Annotated in this window: 20 protein-coding genes; 4 read left to right on the top strand and 16 right to left on the bottom strand. The window is 43.9% G+C overall.

Annotation, left to right across the window (positions count from 1 at the left end; translation table 11 throughout):
* Positions 1 to 20: 20 nt before the first annotated feature.
* The 4 genes from G3R49_RS15190 to G3R49_RS15175 all read left to right on the top strand — a co-directional run bounded on the left by G3R49_RS15190 (position 21) and on the right by G3R49_RS15175 (position 6,407).
* On the top strand, positions 21 to 782 hold the full coding sequence (locus tag G3R49_RS15190) for an efflux RND transporter periplasmic adaptor subunit (protein WP_167870254.1): 762 nt from the start codon (positions 21 to 23) through the stop codon (positions 780 to 782).
* Positions 779 to 3,805 (top strand): efflux RND transporter permease subunit, encoded by a 3,027-nt coding sequence (locus tag G3R49_RS15185; RefSeq protein WP_167870253.1) that lies wholly within the window; start codon positions 779 to 781, stop codon positions 3,803 to 3,805. Before G3R49_RS15190 ends, G3R49_RS15185 begins: the two co-directional genes overlap by 4 nt.
* Before the next feature lie 250 nt (positions 3,806 to 4,055).
* Positions 4,056 to 4,946 carry a LysR family transcriptional regulator gene (locus G3R49_RS15180; protein ID WP_167870252.1) on the top strand — a complete coding sequence of 297 codons (891 nt, stop codon included), beginning with the start codon at positions 4,056 to 4,058 and terminating at the stop codon, positions 4,944 to 4,946.
* 150 nt (positions 4,947 to 5,096) lie between these two features.
* The gene (locus tag G3R49_RS15175) at positions 5,097 to 6,407 is read left to right on the top strand and encodes a C45 family peptidase (RefSeq protein WP_167870251.1); all 1,311 of its coding nucleotides are present in this window, start codon (positions 5,097 to 5,099) and stop codon (positions 6,405 to 6,407) included.
* Positions 6,408 to 6,646: 239 nt separating this feature from the next.
* Here the strand turns inward: G3R49_RS15175 and glmS are convergent, their stop codons facing one another.
* The 16 genes from glmS to rsmG all read right to left on the bottom strand — a co-directional run bounded on the left by glmS (position 6,647) and on the right by rsmG (position 23,021).
* A complete protein-coding gene (gene glmS, locus G3R49_RS15170; protein WP_167870250.1) occupies positions 6,647 to 8,476 on the bottom strand; it encodes a glutamine--fructose-6-phosphate transaminase (isomerizing) in 1,830 nt (609 codons plus the stop codon).
* Between the two features lie 20 nt (positions 8,477 to 8,496).
* Positions 8,497 to 9,270, bottom strand: coding sequence for a DeoR/GlpR family DNA-binding transcription regulator (locus G3R49_RS15165; protein ID WP_167870249.1), 774 nt, complete (start codon positions 9,268 to 9,270; stop codon positions 8,497 to 8,499).
* 181 nt (positions 9,271 to 9,451) lie between these two features.
* Complete coding sequence (locus G3R49_RS15160) at positions 9,452 to 11,569, bottom strand: TonB-dependent siderophore receptor (protein WP_167870248.1); 2,118 nt, start codon at positions 11,567 to 11,569, stop codon at positions 9,452 to 9,454.
* A 156-nt stretch (positions 11,570 to 11,725) separates the two neighbouring features.
* Positions 11,726 to 13,090, bottom strand: coding sequence for a bifunctional UDP-N-acetylglucosamine diphosphorylase/glucosamine-1-phosphate N-acetyltransferase GlmU (gene glmU / locus G3R49_RS15155; RefSeq protein ID WP_167870247.1), 1,365 nt, complete (start codon positions 13,088 to 13,090; stop codon positions 11,726 to 11,728).
* Between the two features lie 442 nt (positions 13,091 to 13,532).
* Positions 13,533 to 13,961 carry a F0F1 ATP synthase subunit epsilon gene (locus G3R49_RS15150; protein WP_130599741.1) on the bottom strand — a complete coding sequence of 143 codons (429 nt, stop codon included), beginning with the start codon at positions 13,959 to 13,961 and terminating at the stop codon, positions 13,533 to 13,535.
* Positions 13,962 to 14,001: 40 nt separating this feature from the next.
* Complete coding sequence (gene atpD, locus G3R49_RS15145) at positions 14,002 to 15,390, bottom strand: F0F1 ATP synthase subunit beta (protein ID WP_130599743.1); 1,389 nt, start codon at positions 15,388 to 15,390, stop codon at positions 14,002 to 14,004.
* Between the two features lie 34 nt (positions 15,391 to 15,424).
* Positions 15,425 to 16,285, bottom strand: coding sequence for a F0F1 ATP synthase subunit gamma (gene atpG / locus G3R49_RS15140; protein ID WP_130599745.1), 861 nt, complete (start codon positions 16,283 to 16,285; stop codon positions 15,425 to 15,427).
* 51 nt (positions 16,286 to 16,336) lie between these two features.
* A complete protein-coding gene (gene atpA, locus G3R49_RS15135) occupies positions 16,337 to 17,878 on the bottom strand; it encodes a F0F1 ATP synthase subunit alpha (protein WP_130599747.1) in 1,542 nt (513 codons plus the stop codon).
* Between the two features lie 14 nt (positions 17,879 to 17,892).
* Entirely contained in the window at positions 17,893 to 18,426 is a 534-nt protein-coding gene (gene atpH, locus G3R49_RS15130; protein ID WP_130599749.1) for a F0F1 ATP synthase subunit delta, read from the bottom strand.
* 15 nt (positions 18,427 to 18,441) lie between these two features.
* A complete protein-coding gene (gene atpF, locus G3R49_RS15125; RefSeq protein ID WP_130599751.1) occupies positions 18,442 to 18,912 on the bottom strand; it encodes a F0F1 ATP synthase subunit B in 471 nt (156 codons plus the stop codon).
* 27 nt (positions 18,913 to 18,939) lie between these two features.
* Positions 18,940 to 19,197, bottom strand: a complete 258-nt coding sequence (gene atpE / locus G3R49_RS15120) for a F0F1 ATP synthase subunit C (protein ID WP_130599753.1) — start codon at positions 19,195 to 19,197, stop codon at positions 18,940 to 18,942.
* 30 nt (positions 19,198 to 19,227) lie between these two features.
* On the bottom strand, positions 19,228 to 20,049 hold the full coding sequence (gene atpB / locus G3R49_RS15115) for a F0F1 ATP synthase subunit A (RefSeq protein ID WP_130603411.1): 822 nt from the start codon (positions 20,047 to 20,049) through the stop codon (positions 19,228 to 19,230).
* Positions 20,050 to 20,061: 12 nt separating this feature from the next.
* Entirely contained in the window at positions 20,062 to 20,445 is a 384-nt protein-coding gene (locus G3R49_RS15110; protein ID WP_130599755.1) for an ATP synthase subunit I, read from the bottom strand.
* A 226-nt stretch (positions 20,446 to 20,671) separates the two neighbouring features.
* The gene (locus G3R49_RS15105) at positions 20,672 to 21,559 is read right to left on the bottom strand and encodes a ParB/RepB/Spo0J family partition protein (protein ID WP_167870246.1); all 888 of its coding nucleotides are present in this window, start codon (positions 21,557 to 21,559) and stop codon (positions 20,672 to 20,674) included.
* Between the two features lie 9 nt (positions 21,560 to 21,568).
* Positions 21,569 to 22,360 carry a ParA family protein gene (locus G3R49_RS15100; RefSeq protein ID WP_130599759.1) on the bottom strand — a complete coding sequence of 264 codons (792 nt, stop codon included), beginning with the start codon at positions 22,358 to 22,360 and terminating at the stop codon, positions 21,569 to 21,571.
* A gap of 43 nt (positions 22,361 to 22,403) precedes the next feature.
* Positions 22,404 to 23,021, bottom strand: a complete 618-nt coding sequence (gene rsmG / locus G3R49_RS15095; protein ID WP_130599761.1) for a 16S rRNA (guanine(527)-N(7))-methyltransferase RsmG — start codon at positions 23,019 to 23,021, stop codon at positions 22,404 to 22,406.
* Between the last annotated feature and the right edge of the window lie 47 nt (positions 23,022 to 23,068).

Below are 23,068 nucleotides of genomic sequence, written 5' to 3'. Positions count from 1 at the left end.
TCAGATGTGGAGTACTAAATATGCGTATTGCTTTGTTGCTGCTGGTCATGCTGTCGTCAGCAGCCAATGCCACCGATTACCTCATAGGTGAAATTAAAGCGAAAGCGGAAGTGAATGTAATGGCTCAGGTCGATGGACTAGTCAATCATTACGATGTCGAATTTGGCGAACAGGTTACTCAATTCCAACGACTTTTAGAGTTCGATGCCACAGACCCCAAGTTAGAATTAGCTTTGGCCCAGGCTAACCGTGACCTTGCCGAGGTTGATAGTCAATTAAAAGCAAAGCAACTGACCCGCCTACAGCAGCTCAATGCAAAGAAAACCGTGACTGATAGCGAGCTAGAAGAGCAACTACGGCAAACGCAGATAAGTCAGGTTCAGCTTAGGGTACAACAACAAAACCTTGCTATTGCTAAGCGCAATCTCGACAAGCACACAATTCTCGCCCCCTTTGCTGCAAGCGTAATTGAACGTTACGTGGAAGTTGGTCAATGGGTAAGTGTCGGTGAGCCTCTTTACCGACTGGCAGATATCAGCACGGTATTAATTCAAGCTAATTTGGTTGAGCAAGATATCGCACAACTGGCGTTAGGTCAGGCAATTAAAGTTTATGTACCAGCTATCGAAAAGCAGTTTGAAACCAGCATAATTCGCCTTGCCGACGCGCCGCAACAAGATGGTAGCGGCTATCGCATCGAGCTTGAACTTGCCAACCTAGAAAGGCAATTAAAACCAGGCTATCGCGCAGAGTTGCGCCTTGAACAAGGGGGCGTGGAGTGAATATTTTTGCAGCCCTTTTTGCCAACTTAATACAAAGACGATTGCTGGCAAACGTACTCACAATAGCATTATTAGCTATCGGCACCCTGTCGTTATGGTCGTTACCTATGGCAGAAAAACCTGCCATTGATGCGGGTGAAGTATCTGTGAGTACCAGTTATCCTGGCGCATCTGCTGAAGAGGTCGAATCGAATGTGACTTCTAAACTTGAGAAAGAGCTGCTCAGCGTATCGGGCATTTCAAAGTTTAGTTCGGTTTCTGAAAGTGGCAGCTCACGCATTGCTATTACCATTGACTCAAATATCACCAAGCTAGAACCTGTATATCAGGATATTCGTGATGCGGTGAACCGTGTTACTGACTTGCCTCCTCAAGTGATTGAAAAGCCCTTGGTACGGGTTCACAAGTCATCAAACCTTGATTTCATGGTAGTTGGTATCGGTTCTCAGCTAAGCTCTAAGCAAATAAGCTACAAGCAGTTAAGGGAACAGGCTAAACAGCTAGAACTAAAACTCAGGCGTATATCAGGTGTTGGTGAGGTTAATCTGATTGATTTGCGTGAGAGAGAGTTTTGGATTGAACTAGAGCCTGCACAGCTTAGCCGTTATCAACTTAATGCTACAGACATAGCTAGCGCAATTGCCGACCACAACCTGCTGGCTACCGCTGGCAACATTAATATCAACAATGAACAAATAGAATTAGTCGCTGAATCACGCCTAGACACAGTTGCTAAGCTAGAAGAACTGCCTCTAAAACAGCAGCCTCTCATTCGCCTCAAAGACGTGGCAACTGTTCGTTATGATTATGAGCGACAGCAAAGTTTATCGGTGATTAATGGTGAACGTAGTATTGGTTTTGACTTACGTGCAGCCGAAAAGGCCGATGTTGTTAGCACGTCACAAGCTGTTCGCGCACTTCTGACCCGTGAACAACAAAGGTTAGGCTCAGACTACCAACTGGCTGTTGGTTTTGATATTGCTGAAGAAATACAAACCCGCTTTGATATCGTTAAAATTAATGGTGTGACAGGCCTAATACTCGTGTTACTCGTGTTGGCATTGGTGCTCCATCATCGAATCGCACCTTGGGTCGCATTATCAATTCCATTTTGTCTGCTAGGCACAATTGCTGTGCTCGCTGCCATTGGGCAAATTCTTGATAGCTATACCATGGCTGCGCTTATTCTCATCATCGGTATTATTGTTGACGACTCAGTCGTGGTCAGCGAGAAGATCAGCGCCAATCTTAGTGAAGGAATGGATATTACCCAGGCCGTCATTCAAGGTGTACAACAAGTCGCACCGGCAATTCTGGTATCAATTTGTACCACTATCATCGCCTTTTTACCTATGTTGTGGCTGCCAGGCAGTACAGGAAAGCTCTTGTATGTTCTGCCGCTGACTATCTCTATTGCGCTTGCTTTCTCGCTACTTGACGCGACAGTTGTTGTGCCATCCCACCTGCGTAGAGCGTTAAATAAAATAGATTCGCTGCCAACCAAAGCCTGGCTAACAAACTTTGGCGAGTACTTAAGACCACTATTGCAGTTTGCAATTAACCGCCCAAAATCGGTTATTGGCTCAGTTTTAGCGGTATCGATATTACTAGTTGCAATGCTAGGGCAACGCTTACCCTTGGTATTCTTCCCCGACGACGGCGCTTATTTAGTCGCAATATCTGCAACTATGCCAGCAAACCTAGAATTAGATCAGAGCTGGCAATTGGCGCAGCAAATCGATGAAATGCTTGCAAATACCGAAGAAGTGAGCGGCTGGTATGGTGAAGTAACCGAGGCTAGCGGCAGTTGGGAGGTGAGTCTAACACCTGCAGGTTTACGCAAGCTCAGTGCTAATGACCTAGTACAACAATGGCAGCAACAAGGCGAGGCTTACGGGCTAGATTTAGAATTTGACGTCGACAACGGCGGCCCACCAGGTGAACGCCCAATTGATATAAGAGTTATTGGCGGTAGTGATAGTGACCGCCAAGCTTTGGCTCAAGACATTCTGGCAAAATTACAAAGCATCAATGGTGTCGTGGCACCAAGAATTTCAGATGCCGAGCCTGTGGCTCAGCTCAGCGCAGATATTCGCCCAGATTGGTTAGTACAACATGGCGTTTCACTCAATCAAGTAACGGACTTACTGCGCATAGCCATTGAAGGTGAGCATGTGTCACGGCTGTTTTTAGATGGTGAAGAAGTCCGTTATCGCTTAGTGCTTGATGACAATGACCGCACGCCAAGTGAGTTAGCCCAATTAACATTACCTAACAATCAGGGACAATTGGTTAAACTTGGGCAACTTATTCACTGGCAGCAAAGTGAACGAAAAGAAGTGTTTGAGCACTATAACGGCTTACGAACTTTAAGGGTTTCCAGCCATATTGATGCCAATATCACCGACCCAATCGCTGTGGAGGCTGAGCTATTACAAGCTTTTGCTAGCCATGAATACAGCGCTGAGATAATTAGCAGTAGCCAGGCTAGTGAAACCATCAACTCACTGAAATCTTTAGGCTTAGCACTATTAATTGCGATTACGGCGATGGCAATGGTAATGATGGTGCTATTTGATAAAGTGAGTGTTGCCTTACTCGCATTGTTAGTGTTGCCAGCAGCCGCGGCATCTGCACTGCTAATACTATGGTTACATGGTAAACCACTAAGCTTTTTTGCATGTGTAGGTATAATTGGTATGACTGGTGTAGTTGTAAATAATGCCCTAGTGATGCTTTATCACTACCGACAAATGCAATTTAACGCTAACCCTACGCAGTGGCCCGAGTTACTGCTTGAAGGTGCGATTAGCCGAGTAAGGCCTATGTTAGTCACGTCACTCACCACAGTCGCAGGCCTGCTACCTTTAGCATACGGCGTAGGCGGTTATGATAATTTAATGTCGCCAATCGCGTTAGTGATCGGCTGGGGAATGGCACTATCAGCCCCTGTAGTGCTAATGCTGATCCCAGCAGGATATTTGCTTCTATTGCAGCGTCAGGCACATTCACAACCTTCATAACACCACTTAATTAGGTGACTTCAAATCAATATTTTGACTTGGGGTTACCTACCCAGCCTAATATCAGCCTTGCTGCCAATGAGTGATTTGGGTTTCTAAGCGGATAGTCATTTCCTGCGAGATTCAATACTCAACTAGCGTCAGCATTCAACAGTTTGGTATCACTTAAGAAGCTCGAAACTCTCGCTTACCTGTAATAGAGTGGAGCAATACTCTTCGTCTCCCCCAAACACTTAGGTTCGCCCAACTTATGATCAATTTAGAGCAAGCACTCGCTTTCATTACTACAGTCGAAACCGGTTCTTTTTCTGCAGCGGCCAGAAAATTGAGTAAAAGCCAAAGTTCAGTGAGTATTGGGGTAAGTAACTTAGAAGATGAATTAGGATTAGATTTATTTGACCGCCGTACCCGCAAGCCCACATTAACAGATACAGGCGAGCGACTATATCACCAAGCAAAACTCTTACTCCGTCAAGCTGAAAAAATGAATCACTTCGCTCTAGCTGTAAATAAAGGGGTTGAGAGTAAAGTTGTACTTGGAATCGACCCGTTGGCTCCCATGTCTTGCCTCGATTCCATGCTGATCAATATAGACAAACTCTACCCGAATACCGAGGTAGAGATACGTCTACTTGACCATGCAACTCTACAAAAAGAGTTACTTGCCCACAATATTGACCTAGGAATTCATTTTGGTGCGGACGCTTACCCACAATACCTTAACTTTATCACTGTTTATCAATATGAATGGTTGTGTGTTTGTAGTCCCGACTATCCACTTGCCAGCCTTGAAAGCATTAGCAACGAAGAATTGCTTGCGGCGAGACAAATCGTCTGTGAATCGACTAAACACCATCCGGTACTCAGTCAAACATCAATATTCTCTCAGGACACTTGGGAAGCAGACAATATGGCTCAGTGCTGTCACTTAATCGAGTTAGGTATGGGCTGGGGCATTCTCCCCTCTGACTGGTGCGCCGAGCGATTTGAGCTTGGCTCTCTAATAGCCATTGAACCTGAATTTAATCAAACCCAAATGTACTCAGGTCTTGATCTTGTTTGGGCAGCAAACCGCAATTTAGGACAAGTATGCCAATCAATCATTGAACGATTTATCATTCGAAAATCGGATAATAATTGATTTATACTATTCGAAAATCCACCTTAATATAGAGCCATAAAAACAACGGAGCCCAAAAATTAAACCAGGCTCTATTGGCTCTTATGCAGATAAACTCCTTCGTATAAAAGCCAATCCGTTTATTAATTTAATAAAACAGAGGTTAATAGTATGAAGAAAGTTGTCTTAGCATCACTTATCGCTCTCAGTGTTTCTGGCGCTTTTGTTTCCAATACCAGCCTAGCAGGTGTGCCACCTGTAGAGCACCAAGTTAGCATCTCAAACGACACATCTGAATTCTTTACAGTTGAAGTTGCAGGTACTAACTACGAGCGTGGCTACAAGCACGGTAAAGAGCTTCGCAAGGTTATTCGTCATGCTGTGAACCGTTTCAAGTACGACATGGTCAGCAATCTGCTTAGCACACTAGGTACAGATATTACCTACGCTGATTTTCACAAGCATGTGTTCAAAAACACAGGCCTACTAGCAACAGCAAAAAAAGAAGTGCCAGATCTAGTAGAAGAGATGCAAGGTATCGCTGACGGTTCAGGCCTTTCATTTGAAGAGATCTTTACTTGGAACGCTACCTCATACGATGCCATGTTCTGGGTAATTGAAGATATGACAGGCATTGACCCAATGCTTGCCATGGAAAAAGCACAACACGGTAGCGCGATTCCAGGTCACTGTTCTCACGCTTCAGTATGGGGCGACAACAAAGCTTCTGTTGGTTACACACTAGACTGGATCCGTGCTATGGAGGGCTCGCAAAGCCTTATCAAACACGTAAATGACGACGGTTCGGTTATTTTAATGACAGCATTTGCCGGCATGGTTGGCGGTCATGGTATTTTTGCCACGGATGGCGCCGCTCACACGTTTAGCCCACACTCTAAGTTCCAACTTGAGCACAGCATGAACGGTCTAGCGCAAATTTTTGTTTACCGTAAATTGCTTGAAGCAGGTTCTGTAGAAAACGGCATTAAATTCTTAAACAAAATAAAACCAGCTGAAGGTTTAACCTACACGCTAACTGACTACACTGGTACTCGTGCTTTTGAAGTATCTGCAAACAAAGTGGTTGAGTTTAAGATGGATGGCAACCAAATGGTTTCAGCTAACGTAGCTCGCGTAAACAACGACCTTAGCTCTAGTTACCAAGCAGAATTTGGCCTAGAAGGTAAAAAAATCAACATGACTGAATTGCCAGAAATGTACTGGAATTACAACAAAGATAGTGTTGATCGCTTTAACCTACTAAGCAAAGATACTAAAGGCAAAACACCTGCAGATATGACACCTGAAAAATGGACCAAGATCTTCAGCCAAAAGCCAATGAACAAACCTGTTGATGAAAAGCTGGAAACCTCTAACTTCTGGCACGTAGTTGAGATTGACCAAGAGTTCATTAACTATCATGTTGCACCGAGCAACCCAGGTAACATCAAGCTTGAAAGCTACCGCATCAAGTACAACTAAATTAGATTGATACTATAAGAGCCGCATTCGCGGCTCTTTTTTTATGTCATATCAAGCACCACAAGTAAGTGAGTGCTCCTAACTGTCACTTAGTTCAATTGGCATTAGTCATTCAATTAGAATCTCAGCCATAAAAAAATCTCCAACTAAGACATGCTTAATTGGAGATTTTAAATACTTACTCATTCGCTGAAGCTCTGCCTATATTCCTTTGGCAAAAACCTCAGGTTCTCAACCTGCTATTCAACCGTTACTGACTTAGCTAAGTTACGTGGTTGGTCTACGTCAGTACCTTTGATTAAGGCTACATAGTAAGACAATAACTGCAGCGGAATGGTGTAGATAAGCGGCGCCATAAACTCATCACAATGCGGTACTGGAATCACCTTCATGGTGTCGTCTGACTCAAACTCAGCATCTTTATCTGCAAATACGTACATCAAACCACCACGGGCACGTACTTCTTCAACGTTCGATTTTAGCTTCTCAAGCAGTTCGTTGTTTGGTGCAACCACAATTACCGGCATATCAGCATCAATTAACGCTAATGGGCCATGTTTAAGCTCACCTGAAGCATAGGCTTCAGCATGAATGTAGGAGATTTCTTTTAGCTTAAGCGCACCTTCCATCGCGATTGGATATTGGTCGCCGCGACCTAAGAATAATGCATGATGTTTGTCGGCAAAGTCTTCAGCAAGCTCTGCAATCGCATCATCTAAACCTAACGCTTGCTCCACTTTCGCAGGCATAGACTGCAGGCTTTGAGTAATAGCTGATTCCATTTCACTGCTCATACCGTTATGACGACCAATGGCTGTGGTTAGCATTAATAAGCCAGCAAGTTGCACAGTAAAGGCTTTGGTTGATGCAACACCAATCTCAGCGCCTGCTTTCATCATATAAGCCATGTCTGACTCACGTACCAGTGATGAACCCGACGAGTTACAGATAGTTAACGTAGCCTTATAGCCCATTTCTTTTGCTAGGCGCAGTGCTGCTAAAGTATCAGCAGTTTCACCAGATTGAGAAATTGTCACCAGAAGGCTATTTGGGAACATATGCGACTTGCGGTAGCGAAACTCTGAAGCTATCTCAACGTTACACGATACACCGGCCCAATCTTCTAACCAGTAACGTGCGGCCATACCTGCGTGGTAACTAGTACCACAGGCAATAATTTGTACATGTTTGATATCTTTTAAGAACTCTGCAGCGTTTTCACCAAAGGCACTATCTAGCACTTTACCTGACTCAATACGCCCGCTTAATGTGCTAGCAATCGCAGTTGGTTGCTCATAAATTTCTTTAAGCATGTAGTGACGATATTCACCTTTGTCACCCGCATCATGAGTCACTTCAGACTCTTTTACTTCACGCTCTACTGGGTTGCCGTCCACATCAAAAATATTCACTTCACGACGTGTTACCTCGGCAACATCGCCTTCTTCCAGGAAAGCGAATGAGCGCGTAACTGGTAGCAGTGCAAGTTGATCTGATGCTACAAAGTGCTCACCTAAACCATAACCAATAACCAGTGGGCTACCACTGCGAGCAACAATCATGCGCTCGCTGTCGCGGCGATCAATAACCACGGTACCGTATGCACCTTCAAGTTGCTTTACAGTTGTTTGCACTGCCGCTAGTAAACTATTGTGGCTTTTTAGCTCATGATGAACCAGGTGGCAAATCACCTCGGTGTCCGTGTCAGATGCAAACTCATAACCCTGCTCGGTAAGCATGTCACGTAACTTGTTATGGTTCTCAATAATCCCGTTGTGAACAACCGCGATATCACCCCGAGATTGATGCGGATGCGCATTACGCTCACTTGGCTCACCATGTGTAGCCCAACGAGTATGAGCAATACCTGTACCACCAGTTAGTGGGTTTGCATCTAACGCACTAGATAGCTCTTGTACCTTGCCCAGGCGGCGAGTACGGCTTAGCTCACCGTTGCTAATTACTGCCACGCCAGCACTATCATACCCTCGGTACTCTAAGCGTCTAAGACCTTCAACTAAAATCTCAGCGACGTCTCGTTGCGCAACAGCGCCTACAATTCCACACATAATAGTTCCACTTTAATTGGTTATTTATCGGTATACGGAGCCAAAACGACCTTTACACCATGTGACTCAATTTCCTTTACAGCATGCAAGGGCAACCGGTCATCAGAAATCAATATATTTATACTTTCCCAAGATAGCTCAAGGTTAGGAATTTTCCTGCCAAGCTTGTCAGCCTCTAACATCACTACCACTTCTCGGGATACTTCGGCCATAACCTTACTTAAGCCAGTAAGCTCATTGAAAGTAGTTGTACCGCGCCCTATGTCGATTCCATCTGCGCCAATAAATAGCTGGTCAAAGTTATACGAGCGCAAAACCTGCTCTGCTACTTGCCCCTGAAAAGATTCTGAATGGGGATCCCAGGTACCACCTGTCATCAATAGTGTTGGTTCGTTTTCTAACTCATGGATTTGGTTCGCCAGTGACAATGAGTTGGTCATGACCAGTAAGCCCCGCTTAGTATTTAACTGAGCGATAATACCTGCTGTAGTAGTGCCACTATCAATAATGATGCGATTATGATCGTTAATCAGCTCAGCAGCGGCTTTAGCAATTGATAGCTTATTGGGCGCAACTTTGGCGGTAAATTGACTGGTAACTTCATCAGGCACTGCAACTGCACCACCATAGCGACGCAGCAAAAGGCCGGTTTTCTCAAGCGTGGCTAAATCTTTGCGAATAGTGACTTCTGAAGTTTCGAAACGTAAGGATAAATCTTCAACACTGACCTCACCTTGCTCATTAAGCAGGGTCATAATGCTATGGCGGCGTTGCTGAGTATTACGTTTGTTCATTTAAGCCTATTTACTTTCAGCATCTTTTGAAACGAAAGATAGATTATAAACAAACGAAACTTATTTGGTAGTTAATCAGCCACTTTTTGATCAAAAAGACACAAAAAAGCCCTTATCTTTCGACAAGGGCTTTGATCATTACCTGATAGAGTGACTATCACACCACTCTAAAAGAAAAGTGCTAGAACTTAGCTTGTAATGCTAGGCTAACATGGCGACCGTCACCAACAGTAACATCGTTGTATGAACCACCTTCTAGGTAATCAACATCAAATAGGTTCTTGATATTCATACGTACACTAACATCACTACCGAATAGCTCTGTTTCGTATGCTGCCCCCATGTCAAAGCGCACATAACCGTCTTTAGTGATTGTGTTAGTGGTGTTAGCAAAACGCTCACCAACATACACAGCACCAAAGTTAAGTGCTAGCTCATCAGTCATTTCATAGCGAGTCCAAATATTTGCAGACCACTCAGGAGCATCAATTGGAGTCATACCGTTTAGCGCATCAGTTTCTGGACGAACATACTCAGCATTTAAGTACATCATAGAACCTGTCATAAACCACTTTTCACTTAGCTGACCTTGAGCGCCCATTTCAAAACCTTTGTGGCGCTGCTCACCAGACTGAGTAGTAATGGTTTCTTTATCACCAATAGGTGTTTCAAGGTCTTCAGTAACTGTGACGTTATCAACGGTAATATCAAATACCGCACCCGTTAAGATTAAGCCACCGTCGTAGAATTCCCACTTAGTACCAATTTCGTACTGAGTGCCGTATTCAGGGTCTAGGTTAAGCTTGTCGTTAACGTCTTTCTCATCATTAACCATTCCTTGAGGAGTAAAGCTCTTAGAGTAGTTAACATAGATGCTACCGTTTTCAGCTGGCGAGTAAATTACACCAAACTTAGGTGATACCGCGTAACTGTTGTTACCCTCACCATCTTTCTTTTGCTCGTCATAACGAACACCAGCAAGCACTTGCCAGTTGTCGTTAAGCGTGATTAAGTCTTGCACATAAAAACCATAGTGCTTGTAATCTGTTTGATACAAGGAGTCATCGTCGTTGTAATCAAGATCAGGACGAGGAACTGGAGCGCCAACTTGAACAGTCTCAGTTGCGCCTTTTACTCGTAATTGACCATAGTAGTAGTCAAGCATGTTGGCACCAATTAGCATTTGGTGACCAATACTGCCAGTTGAGAACTCACCATTGAAGTCAACAAAAGCAGTCTTGTGTTGCCAGTCATCATAACGATCGAATGGGCTGATAGTATAACCTTCAGTCATTGCATTTTCGTTGTAGCTTGGCGATGAGTCTAAACGCTGACGGTTGAATTGCTGGTCGTTATAACCCACTTTGACATTCCATTCATCAGACATATGGTAGGTTAAGTCGGCACCAAAGTTACTAATAGTATTGTCGGTAAATGCCCAAGGCTGATCCCAAATCATGTCACGACCACCAATTAACTCGCCGTTGCTGTCTAACCAGCCACCGCGGTCAATACCGGTTTTATCTTGGGTATGGTCATACTTAACCGACAGTAATAAGTCGTCAGTTAAGTCAAATTCTAGATTGATGTAACCTAACCAGCGATCACGCTCTTGGTTAGTGCCATCTTGATATTCACGCCAGTAGGTAGTGTCCTGTTTTACCAATACAGAACGGTAACGGATCGTTTCAGATTCGTTTAGTGCGCCACCCGCATCAAGCTGGAAGCGAGTTGAACCGTTTTGGTCAGTGTCGAAACCAAGTTCATAGAAACTTTCGTAAGTTGGCTTTTTGGTCACCATGTTAATTAAGCCACCAGGACCTGACTGACCGTATAACATGCTTGATGGGCCTTTAAGCACCTCAACTTGTTGCAAGGTTTCGATAGGCTGAACATAGTGCGACCACTGCTGATGACCATTAACTAGGTAGCCTGAACCTGAAGATAGCTCAAAACCACGAATATTAAATACCTGGCGGTTCCACTTTTCGCTACCACCGGTAACACTAGAGTCGTTAACTAACACTTCAGAAAGGTTGGTAGCAAGCTGCTCATCGGTTACAAAGTCAGGGATCACATTCACAGACTGTGGTGTATCCATCAAACTGATGTTGCCGCGCATAGCCCCAGATGCACTGCCAACTTTGTAGTCGTTAAAGCTGCGACCTTTAACCTGAATTCGCTCAATATTGCTGGTATCAGGTTCTGCAACGATTTGCTCATTTGCACTTACTGCAGTTGCAGCTAGGCTGCTTGCAATCGCAACAGAAAGGCATGAAACCTTGGTTAGTAACTTCATCTAATATCACCCTCATCTCTATTTTATGGCGGGGATAATAAATGAGAACGATTTGCATTTATTCTGTATTTACGCAACCTTTACCTTGATTGCTTTTTTGTTAAAAAAAACGCCAGATTATGTAACCTGGCGTGTTAATGTTTGTGTGAGTGATCACTATTTAGGCTGCTTTACCGGACGCTGCCAGTCCTTTAAATGACGTTGTTTAACACGGGTTATCACCAGTTCATTTTCACCCACATCTTTAGTAATTGTTGAGCCCGCACCTAAAGTTGAACCTTTACCAATAGTAACAGGCGCCACGAGTTGAGTGTCGCTGCCCACAAAAACATCATCTTCAATCTTAGTTAGGTGCTTATTAGCACCATCATAGTTACAAGTAATAGTACCGCAGCCAATATTTACCCCTGCACCAATTTCTGCATCACCTAGGTATGTTAAGTGCCCTGCTTTAGAACCTTTACCTAAGCGGGCTTTTTTCATTTCAACAAAATTACCAATATGGCTATCTTCAACTAACTCACTGCCAGGACGCATACGAGCAAATGGGCCTGCACTGCTTGATGGGCCAACTTTGGCGTTTTCGATAATTGAGTAAGGTTTAATGGTTGCGTCGTCAGCAATTTCAGAATTAATAATGATTGCACCAGCGCCAATAGACACGTTATTACCTAAGGCAACTTTACCCTCAAGCACTACGTTTACATCGATCATTACATCCATACCCAAACTGACCTCTCCGCGGATATCAATACGAGCAGGGTCACGCAGATTAGCACCATTTAACATCAGTTTTTCAGCTTCTCGAAGCTGATAAGCGCGCTCTAACTGAGCTAACTGTACGCGGTTGTTAGCCCCTTCAACTTCTATTGCAGACTCTGGTTGTGCTGTAGTAATAGCAACGCCTTGCTCATGGGCCATGGCGATAATATCAGTTAGGTAATACTCACCTTGCGCGTTGTCATTCGACAGGTTCTCTAACCAGGTTTTCAGCTGTTTGCCCGGTACAGCCATAATGCCGGTATTCACTTCGTTGATCAGCAGTTGCTCTGCATTTGCATCTTTTTGCTCTACGATACCAACGACCTTACCTTCATTACGTACGATTCGGCCATAGCCTGTTGGGTTTGCAAGGTTTACCGTCAAAATAGCCAGGCCATTTTGTTGGCGAGCTTGCAACAACTTTTCAAGGGTCGATTGTTGAATAAGCGGTACATCGCCATAAAGGATGAGTACAGTGTCGTCATCGTTAATATTTGGGTTTGCCTGCGCAACAGCATGACCAGTACCAAGCTGCTCAGCTTGTAGTACCCAATTTAACGCTTGTTCCCCTAGGTTTGCTTGTAGCTTATCTGCACCATAGCCATAAACTAACTGAATACCACTCGCACCCAATGAGTTGGCGGTATCAATCACATGCTGCACCATGCTTTTATGAGCAATTGGGTGAAGCACCTTAGGTAGATCTGAGCGCATGCGGGTTCCTTTGCCTGCAGCTAAGATAACAACATTTAACGACATAAAATTTTCCTTTAACTTTCCCTTGGGATTTTAAAGACTCAACCAAAGCGACAATTTTAATTCATTAGCGTATCAAATGCGATGCACAGTTAATTACAACTTATCGTGACTGGAACAACGCTCGTTCAATAGCAGATTGGGCTCATGTTTGCTTTCACAAATTAAAGGTATGCCATTGAGAATAATAGTGGAGATAAGAATTACTGGTTTGGCTTACTCACAAGAAAATCAGCATACAGTTAGGTTATATAGCTATTAGTGAGCTGACTCTCAGTGCACTGAATTTGAATTCAAGCCAATTAAACAAAGATGCGATGTGACGGGATATACAAGTAACTGTTGGTAATGAAAATACAGGTAATAACTGAAAAACAGGCATAAAAAAGGCATAAAAAAGGCGATGCTTTTACAAGCACCGCCTAGTATTACGCAAATAATCAAATTATCTGGCGATATTCTTTTTGATGGTTTCAACAACACGTAATTGAGCTAAAGATTTAGCTAATTCGATTGTTGCCGCTTCGTAATCGAAGTCAGCACCGGCATTTGCAATTGCTTGCTCAGCACGTTGCTTAGCTTCAAGCGCAGCTTTTTCATCAATATCATCAGCGCGCATTGCTACATCTGCAAGCACAGAGATAGAAGCTGGCTGTACCTCGAGGATTCCCCCTGAAAGGTACATCACATCTTCACTGCCATCTTGCTTGATAATGCGCGCCATGCCAGGTTTGATTTTTGTTAGTAATGGAGCATGGTTAGGCATGATACCTAACTCACCTTCAACGCCGCTCACTTCAAAGAAGCTCACTTCGCCGTGGTACATGCTGTTTTCCGCACTAACAATATCAAGTTTGACTGTCATGGCTGCCATCAAGTTCTCCTTAAAGAACTAAGCTTTACGGCCTAGTTATTTATTTTTTGTTAGCCTTTTCGACTACTTCGTCGATAGAACCAACCATGTAGAACGCTTGCTCTGGTAGGTGATCGAATTCACCTTCCAAGATGCCCTTGAAGCCACGGATAGTGTCTTTAAGAGAAACGTACTTACCTGGAGAACCTGTAAAGACTTCTGCTACGAAGAAAGGTTGAGATAGGTATTTCTCAATCTTACGTGCACGGAATACAGTTGTCTTATCTTCATCAGATAATTCGTCCATACCCAGAATAGCAATAATGTCTTTCAGCTCTTTGTAACGCTGTAATACTGTTTGTACACCACTTGCAACGTCATAGTGCTCTTGACCAACTACTTGTGGATCTAGCTGACGAGAAGTCGAATCCAGTGGGTCAACCGCAGGGTAAATACCTAGCGATGCAATATTACGTGAAAGTACAACTGTCGCGTCTAAGTGAGCGAAGGTTGTAGCTGGTGACGGATCCGTTAAGTCATCCGCAGGTACGTATACAGCTTGTACAGAAGTAATCGAACCAGTCTTAGTTGAAGTAATACGTTCCTGTAGAACACCCATTTCTTCAGCTAGAGTTGGCTGATAACCTACCGCAGAAGGCATACGACCTAGAAGTGCTGATACCTCGGTACCTGCAAGTGTGTAACGGTAGATGTTGTCAACGAACAATAGTACGTCACGACCTTCGTCACGGAACTTCTCAGCCATAGTCAGACCAGTCAACGCTACGCGTAGACGGTTTCCTGGAGGCTCGTTCATCTGACCGTATACCATGGCTACTTTATCAAGTACGCCTGAATCTTCCATCTCGTAGTAGAAGTCGTTACCCTCACGAGTACGCTCACCTACACCAGCGAATACAGAAAGACCCGAGTGTGCCTTAGCGATGTTGTTAATCAGTTCCATCATGTTAACTGTCTTACCAACACCCGCACCACCGAACAGACCAACTTTACCACCCTTAGCGAATGGACATACAAGGTCGATTACCTTGATACCAGTCTCTAGAAGTTCAGTTGTGTTCGATTGATCTTCGTATGAAGGAGCTTCACGGTGAATTTCGTAACGCTCTTCTTCACCAATTTCACCTGCTTCATCGATAGGTTGACCTAAAACGTTCATGATACGGCCAAGGGTTTTTTCCCCAACCGGAACTGAAATAGGTGCACCTGAGTTTTCAACCTCAAGACCACGACGCAGACCATCAGAAGAACCCATAGCGATGGTACGAACTACACCACCACCTAGCTGCTGCTGAACTTCCAGCACCAAGCCATTACAGGCGCCTTCACCTGTGATCTTCAGAGCGTCATATACCTGAGGTACAGAATCTTGTGGAAACTCTACGTCCACAACCGCGCCAATTACTTGGACAACAGTACCTGTGCTCATGATTAATCCTCTAAACTTAAATTCGTTACCTAACCTAAACCGCTGCAGCGCCTGATACAATTTCCGACAGTTCTTGCGTAATCGCAGCCTGACGGGCCTTGTTATAGACTAATTGCAAATCGTCGATTAGTTCGCCAGCGTTATCGGTTGCTGCTTTCATCGCTACCATACGGGCAGCTTGCTCTGAAGCAACGTTTTCAACAACGCCTTGATAAACTTGAGACTCAACATAACGAGTTAATAATGTTTCCAAAATTGCTTTTGGATCCGGCTCGTAAATGTAATCCCAAGGATACTTAGCTACTTCTTCTTCCGATTTAGGCAAAGGTAGCAGCTGTTCGATCACAGGAGTCTGAGTCATCGTGTTTACAAACTTGTTGTATACGATGAATAGACGATCCAGTTTGCCTTCGTTGTAAGCTTGTAGCATCACGTGAACTGTACCAATTAGGTCAGCTAGCTTAGGCTCGTCACCTAAACCTGATGCATGGGCAGCGATATCACCGCCGAAGCTATTGAAGAACTGTACAGAACGGGCACCAATTGGGCAGAACTCAATTTCAGCACCTTGGTCTTTCCACTTCTTCATGTCTGCAACAACTTGCTTAAACAAGTTGATGTTCAAACCACCACAAAGGCCACGGTCGGTTGCCACAACAATGTAACCAACCCGCTTAGCATCTCGAACTTCCAAATATGGATGTTTAAATTCAAGAGTACCTTGCGCGACGTGACCGATCACCTTACGCATATTTTCTGCATATGGACGGCTAGCTTCCATGCGGTCTTGTGCTTTACGCATTTTACTCGCAGCTACCATTTCCATAGCGGAAGTGATCTTCTGAGTGTTTTTCACACTCGCGATCTTGGTTTTAATCTCTTTTGCGCCGGCCATCTCTACTCTCCAATCTGGGACCGAAGGTGTCTTATGACACCCCGATAATTATTACCAGGTTTGGGTTTCAATGAACTTGTCCATGCCTGCTTTTAACTCACCTTCGATATCAGCGTTGTAATCGCCAGTAGCGTTGATGTTGTTCATAAGCTCAGCATGTTCGCTGTTCATGTATGCAAGCAGAGCGGCTTCAAAGCGACCGATTTCATTGATAGCAACAGCTTTTAGGTAGCCTTTTTCAGCTGCGAAAATAGACACAGCCTGTGCAGCTACGCTCATAGGAGCATATTGCTTTTGCTTCATTAATTCGGTTACTCGCTCACCATGCTCAAGTTGAGCACGAGTTGCATCATCTAAGTCAGATGCAAATTGTGAGAACGCTGCAAGCTCACGATACTGTGCAAGTGCGGTACGGATACCACCAGACAGTTTCTTGATGATCTTAGTCTGCGCTGCACCACCTACACGAGATACCGAAATACCTGGGTTAACCGCTGGACGTAGGCCAGAGTTAAATAGGTCGGTCTCTAGGAAGATCTGACCGTCGGTAATCGAAATTACGTTGGTAGGTACGAACGCTGATACGTCACCAGCTTGGGTTTCAATAATAGGTAGTGCGGTTAAAGAACCAGTCTTACCTTTTACTTCACCGTTAGTGAACTTCTCTACATACTCTTCGTTTACGCGTGATGCACGCTCTAGTAGACGAGAGTGTAGATAGAATACGTCACCTGGGTATGCTTCACGTCCTGGTGGACGCTTCAATAGTAGTGAGATCTGACGGTAAGCAACTGCTTGCTTAGATAGATCATCATATACGATTAAAGAATCTTCACCGCGGTCACGGAAGTATTCACCCATAGAACAACCAGAGTATGGTGCTAGGTATTGTAGTGCTGCAGCTTCAGAAGCTGATGCAACCACTACGATAGTGTTAGCTAGCGCGCCATGTTCTTCTAGCTTGCGTACTACGTTTGCAATAGTTGATGCTTTTTGACCAACTGCTACGTAAACACACTTAATGCCAGAATCTTTCTGGTTGATAATTGCATCGATAGCCATCGCTGTTTTACCAGTCTGACGGTCACCAATGATAAGCTCACGCTGACCACGACCGATTGGGATCATAGCGTCAACGGCTTTATAACCAGTTTGAATTGGTTGTGATACAGATTTACGTTCAATAACACCTGGAGCAATTACTTCAACAGGAGAGAAACCATCGTTATCGATTGGTCCTTTACCGTCAATTGGCTCACCAAGAGTGTTAACAACGCGGCCTAATAGACCATTACCTACTGGTACTTCAAGAATACGACCAGTGGTTTTTACTTTTGCGCCTTCTGCTAGATCAGCATAAGGGCCCATCACTACGGCACCGACACTATCACGTTCTAAGTTCAACGCGATTGCAAAACGGCCACCTGGCAATTCGATCATCTCACCTTGCATTACATCGGCAAGGCCGTTAATGCGAATGATGCCGTCACTTACTGCAACGATAGTACCTTCGTTGCGAGCTTCACTAACGACGTCGAACTGCTCGATCCGCTGCTTAATCAGATCGCTGATTTCAGTGGAATTCAGTTGCATGCTCAAACTCCCAATTACGACTGTAGCGTTTCAGACAGACGCGATAATTTACCGCTTACCGAGCCATCAATGACTAGGTCGCCTGATTTAATAATCACACCGCCTAATAGCGATGCGTCAATGCTACAGTTCAGCTTAACTTTGCGTGCGAGACGTTTCTCTAAAGAAACACTAATTTGCTGTTTTTGCTCATCGCTTAGCTCAGAAGCTGAAGTAACTTGTGCTTCAACTTCTTTCGCCCACTCATTGCGGTACTCAACGAACAATTCTGATACTGAAGGTAGTATCGCTAAACGATTATTCTCAGCCATAACCTTAATTAGGTTCTGCCCTTGCTCGTTTACTTGCTCGCCACATACTTTAATAAATAGTGATGCGATTTCGGCGCTCGCTAGAGTGCCATTTAACAGTGGTTGCATTGATTCGTTTTCACTTACCAATGCAGCAAAAGCTAACATTTCTGTCCAGCTGTCCACTGCTTGATTTTCAACAGCAAAATCAAAAGCTGCCTTTGCGTAAGGGCGAGCGATGGTGCTTAATTCAGCCATAACTCAAATCCCCTATCAAATTTCAGCAACAAGTTTATCAACAATGTCGCTGTGCGCTTCTGGATCAATCGAACGCTCAAGAATCTTCTCTGCGCCAACTACGGCTAGAGTAGCAACTTGCTTACGCAAGTCATCTTTCACGCGATTACGTTCGCTTTCAATTTCTGCTTGACCCTGAGCGATAATTTTAGCGCGCTCAGCATCTGCTTCTGCTTTTGCTTCTTCAACGATTTGAGCTTTACGCTTGTTAGCTTGCTCAATAATTTCGTTAGCTGTTGCTTTAGCTTCTTTAAGTTGCTCTGTAGCTTTCGCTTGAGCCAACTCTAGATCTTTTGCAGCACGGCCGGCATCAGCCAGACCATCAGCAATTTTCTTTTGGCGCTCTTCGATAGCATTAATCAGCGGCGGCCATACAAACTTCATGCAGAACCACACGAAGAGTGTAAAAGAGATCGCTTGGCCTAGCAGGGTAGCGTTAATACTCATAACGACAACTCCTTATAGGGTGCTAAATTAACCAGCTAGTTGAGCTACGAATGGGTTCGCGAATACGAAGAATAATGCAACACCAACTGCAATCATAGAGATCGCATCAAGTAGACCAGCTACGATGAACATTTTAGTTTGTAGAGCTGGAGCAAGTTCTGGCTGACGAGCAGAAGCTTCTAAGAACTTACCACCTAAGATAGCGAAGCCAATACCAGTACCTAGCGCTGCTAAGCCAATCATGATTGCAACAGCGATTGCTGTAAAGCTAATTACAGTTTCCATTTTATCTCCGAAATAACTAATTTAATTAAATTAATGTTCTTCATGTGCCATGCTTAAATAAACAATTGTCAGCATCATGAAGATAAACGCCTGAAGTACAATTACCAAAATATGGAAAATCGCCCAAGGCACTGATAATGCGAACTGTGCCCACCAAGGCATTAACGCAATCAGAATAAAGATCAACTCACCTGCATACAGGTTACCAAACAGACGAAGCGCTAGAGAGATAGGCTTCGCAACCAAGGTTACTGTTTCCAGAATTAAGTTAACTGGAATAAGTGCCCAATGGTTGAATGGATTTAAGGTCATTTCTTTAGTGAAACCACCTACACCCTTAACCTTGATACTGTAAAAAATAATCAACGCAAACACGCTCAAAGACATGCCTAGAGTCACGTTTAAGTCGGTAGTTGGTACAATTTTAAGGTAAGGAACACCAAGTAGTCTGTTTGCAGCTTCAGGTACGAAGTCAATTGGGACTAGATCCATTAAGTTCATCAGGAATACCCAGATGAAAATAGTTAGAGCTAGTGGTGCGATTAGTGCGTTACGACCGCTAAATGAGTCTTTAACGATTCTATCTACACCTTCCACACACATTTCAACGAAACATTGAAATTTGCCTGGAACACCAGTTGTTGCCTTCTTGCCAGCTTTGCGGAATAACCACAAAAATAGCATACCTAAGCCAACTGAAAACAAAAGTGAGTCAACGTGCCAAGTCCAAAAACCAGCATCTTGACATGCATAGTTAAAAGCAACTCCGCTTTCGTCGAAGCACATTTTAGCATTGGTCAAGTGATGCTGGATGTATCCGGTAGCAGTTAATGCTTCACCAGTTGTCGCCATGATTAATCTCACTTAATTTTGCTTGACGTATAAAGGGGCTGTCCAAGGCACTACCAAGCTCAAAGCGTAAGTGAAAAATAACGGCAGAAACTCTGCGTTAAACACTCCGAACGCTAGCGCAAATAATGCGATAGTTAACAGCAACTTTACCGCTTCCCCAAAAAAGAACGATAGTACGACCTTTCTTGATGCACTTGCTCCCGCGTGGGAAAATGCTAGGGTTGCGAATACAAAATTAGGGAGTACTGCAATAAGTCCACCAGCCAGTGCTGATAGACCAAACAATGCTCCCCACATTACGAAAAATAAAATTGAAGTTACTATCGCTGCTACTGCCTGCAATCCAACCAGCTTATAGGCTGAAAGCCGACCACGCTGCGCTAAAACATTACTCAATTTAATTCTCCGCATTCATGCTTTTATGTGAGCTTGCTACACAGTGAATTTTGTTCGCTGAGAGCTAACATCCAAAAAGCCTGCAAAGTATACCTTCTCGGGGTTTGTTTGCAACTTAGTTCATGTCAAAACAGCGATTTTCAAGGTGATTTAAGTCTAAATTAATAAAAACTGAAATCTCTACCTCGTCACAAACTTACCGTATAGCAATTTTTAGCGGGGATATTTAGTGGATTTTGCTAAGAATACCGTCTAATTCAGCAAGATTCTGGTAATTAATTACGATTTTACCTTTACCTTTACTGCCATGATTTATTGCCACTTTCGCACCTAACTTTTCAATTAACTGCTGTTCTAAGCGGACAACATCGTGATCTTTGACGGCTTTTTCGGGAGTTTTAGCAGGATTTAATGCTTTATTGACTAGTCGTTCAGTTTCTCGAACAGTCATTTCTTTTGATGCAACCAATCTAGCCAGCTCAGTTTGCATATCACCTTCAATGGCAAGCAACGCACGAGCGTGGCCCATTTCTATATCACCATGTTCAAGTAAACGCTTAACAGGCTCGTTAAGGCTATTAAGGCGCAGCAGATTTGAGACGGTTACCCGCGACTTACCAACCGCTTGTGCAACTTGTTGATGTGTAAGCTCAAATTCGTCTTTCAAACGTGCTAATGCAATGGCTTCTTCCATTGCATTTAAGTCTTCACGTTGGATATTTTCAATTAACGCAATTGCGACAGCGGCTTCGTCAGCCACTTGCTTAACGATACAAGGGACAGCCTCTAGTCCAGCTAGTTGCGATGCGCGCCAGCGACGCTCACCTGCAATAATTTCATATTGGGTATCAGATACTTTACGCACCACAATTGGCTGAATTATGCCTTGTGAGCGAATAGACTCGGCAAGCTCTTCAAGTGCTTCTGGAGACATATCTTTACGCGGTTGGTATTTGCCTGGTTGCAGTAAATCAATGGCAAGTTCAACAAGGTCGTGACCTTCTTGGTTAGCACTAGCAGCCTCTATGGCTACATCGGCTTTTTTAGTCGCTGCATTGCTGTTACTCAGTAAGGCATCCAAGCCTTTACCCAAACCACGTTTTTTTGAATTCATTCTCTGTTCCTAGGCTTCTTTTGCTTGAGCATCTTGCTGCTCAGCACGGCGAATAATTTCTCCTGCTAAGGCTAAATAAGCCTTAGCACCAGCACTGCTCTTATCGTAATACATGGCAGGAGCACCAAAACTTGGCGCTTCAGCTAGACGAATATTTCTTGGAATAACAGTGCGATAAACCTTCTCACCAAAATGTTGTTTTAATTGATCTGACACATCATTAGATAGACGATTTCGCGGGTCGTACATGGTACGTAAAATACCTTCTATGGTTAAGTCTTTATTAACCATGGCGCTTAATTTGCTGATGGTATCAATAAGTGCAGTTAAGCCTTCAAGGGCGTAGTACTCACATTGCATTGGCACTAATACTGAGTCAGCCGCGCTCATGGCATTAACCGTTAGCATATTCAACGATGGTGGGCAGTCAATAAAGATAAAGTCATATTCATCTTTGACGCTTTCCAGAGCATTACGCAGGCGAATTTCGCGGGCAAAAAACTCCATTAACTTGATCTCTGCCGCGGTAACATCACCGTTACCCGCAATCAGATCGTATTTACCGACCGTATCTTTGATCACCACTTCTGCAAATGGTTTTTCATCGACCAGTAATTCATAAGCTGTATTTTCAACATCGTATTTGTCGACGCCGCTGCCCATTGTGGCATTACCTTGCGGATCAAGATCAATCAACAACACCTTGCGCTTAGTTGCTGCAAGCGACGCAGCCAAGTTTACACAAGTCGTTGTTTTTCCTACGCCACCTTTTTGGTTGGCTACGGCAATAATTTTTCCCACAATGTCGTCCTGTTATAAATTATTGATGTCCGGTAATAATTTCTTACTGGGTAATTTTCAGTAAGTGGCGCTGTTCGTCCAAAGTTGGCACTTTAAGCACAATGGTTTCAGCCACAGTAAAACCAGCAGGAATATTTTGCATCTCCTGTTCAGACAATTGCCCTTTTAGCGCATAAAAGCAACCATCTTGTGCGGGTAAGTGATGACACCAAGTTAGCATATCTTCAACTGAAGCAAAGGCGCGGCTAAGCACTCCATCAAACTTTTGCTCAGGCTGATAAGCTTCGACTCGAGATTCTACTGAGCTGATATTGTCAATTTTCAGCTCAAACTTCACTTGCTTTTGAAAGCGAATACGCTTGCCCAAGCTATCGAGCAACACAAACTCTTTATCTGGATTCAAAATCGCTAGCGGAATACCTGGCAATCCTGGCCCTGTGCCAACATCGATAAAGTGCTTACCGTCAAGGTAAGGTGAAACCGCTAAACTGTCCATCACGTGACGGACCAACATCTGCTTTGGGTCACGCACAGATGTTAAGTTATAAGCTTTGTTCCACTTATTTAGCATTTCGACAAAACCAACCAATTGTGATTGTTGCTGCTCAGTGGCAGAAATATTCATTTCGGACAAATAGCCACGCAGTTGCTCTAATAACACGAAAGCCTCGATATTGGATTAATGGTTCTTGATGCTGTGGGCACAGT

This window comes from Shewanella sp. WXL01, from assembly GCF_012263345.1.
In the GTDB taxonomy this organism is placed as follows: Bacteria; Pseudomonadota; Gammaproteobacteria; order Enterobacterales; family Shewanellaceae; genus Shewanella; species Shewanella maritima.
This window is presented reverse-complemented; position numbering and strand designations above follow the sequence as displayed.